We start from the raw sequence: 858 nt of genomic DNA, 5'->3' as shown, positions 1-858 counted from the left end.
CTGCTGGGTAGCTACCGACAACGCCACGCACGATGGTCATATCGTCGTTGGCGAAGTCTCGGTTGCTTTCTTCATCAAACAAACTCGAAATATTAGTGTGCGCATTGTTGTGAAGTAGGGTGAACAGTTCGTCTTTACCTGACTTACTGCGCACCATCAGCATCGTGATTTGTGGGACGGTTTGTAGCCCTTCACCACGCACTTGACCGATGCGTTTTAGCTCTTTTTCCGTTTTATCTGAAAGCGCAGTATCGGTAATCTCATAACGCGGCAACAGCACTGGCGATAAGCGTTTGCGCATCATGTTCAGTAGCTCGGTTTTTGGATCGTCCGTTTTGTAAACAACGCTGGTCGGTTGATTAAAAGGCTTCACGTTACGTTGCAAAAAGTCACTAAGCTGAGGGCTTTGATCTTGATACCAGCTCGATTGAAGCTGGTGGCGCATATCCGCAGGCAACAAGGTAACAAAGTTACTCTCGCCTTCAAGACGTAAGAAGTCCATGAACATACGCGTCATCAACTGGTGACCAAAGTTACCGTATACGTCAAACCCTGCTACCAATAGGTAGTGAATACGCTCCAGCAAAGCGTAATCTAAGATCCAGACTGTTTTTGGCTGCTCGCCAACCAACCCTTGAACTACAGATGCACTGTCGAAATGACGGAATACTGTTAATGCTGCATTTGGGTTGGTGCCGTTACCATCCCAAATGACGTCAGTCGATAGGTTTTCGCCATGCTTAAACCAATTGTTCGTGAACTCAGATTTTGCCTCAAGATAACGCGCTTGTTGGCGTGCGTACTTAACCCAGTTTGTGACTGGAAGCGTATTACTTTCTTGTTCGGCTGGCAGTTTTA

At 46.9% G+C, this 858-nt stretch carries 1 protein-coding gene; it reads right to left on the bottom strand.

Annotation, left to right across the window (positions count from 1 at the left end):
- Positions 1-858: fatty acid cis/trans isomerase (locus tag R7044_RS24715; protein ID WP_225455934.1), on the bottom strand; the 858-nt coding region annotated here is incomplete at both ends.

The organism is Vibrio sp. 1402, assembly GCF_033340275.1.
The sequence above is the reverse complement of the archived record's forward strand: the minus strand, read 5'-3'. Positions and strand labels throughout refer to the sequence as shown.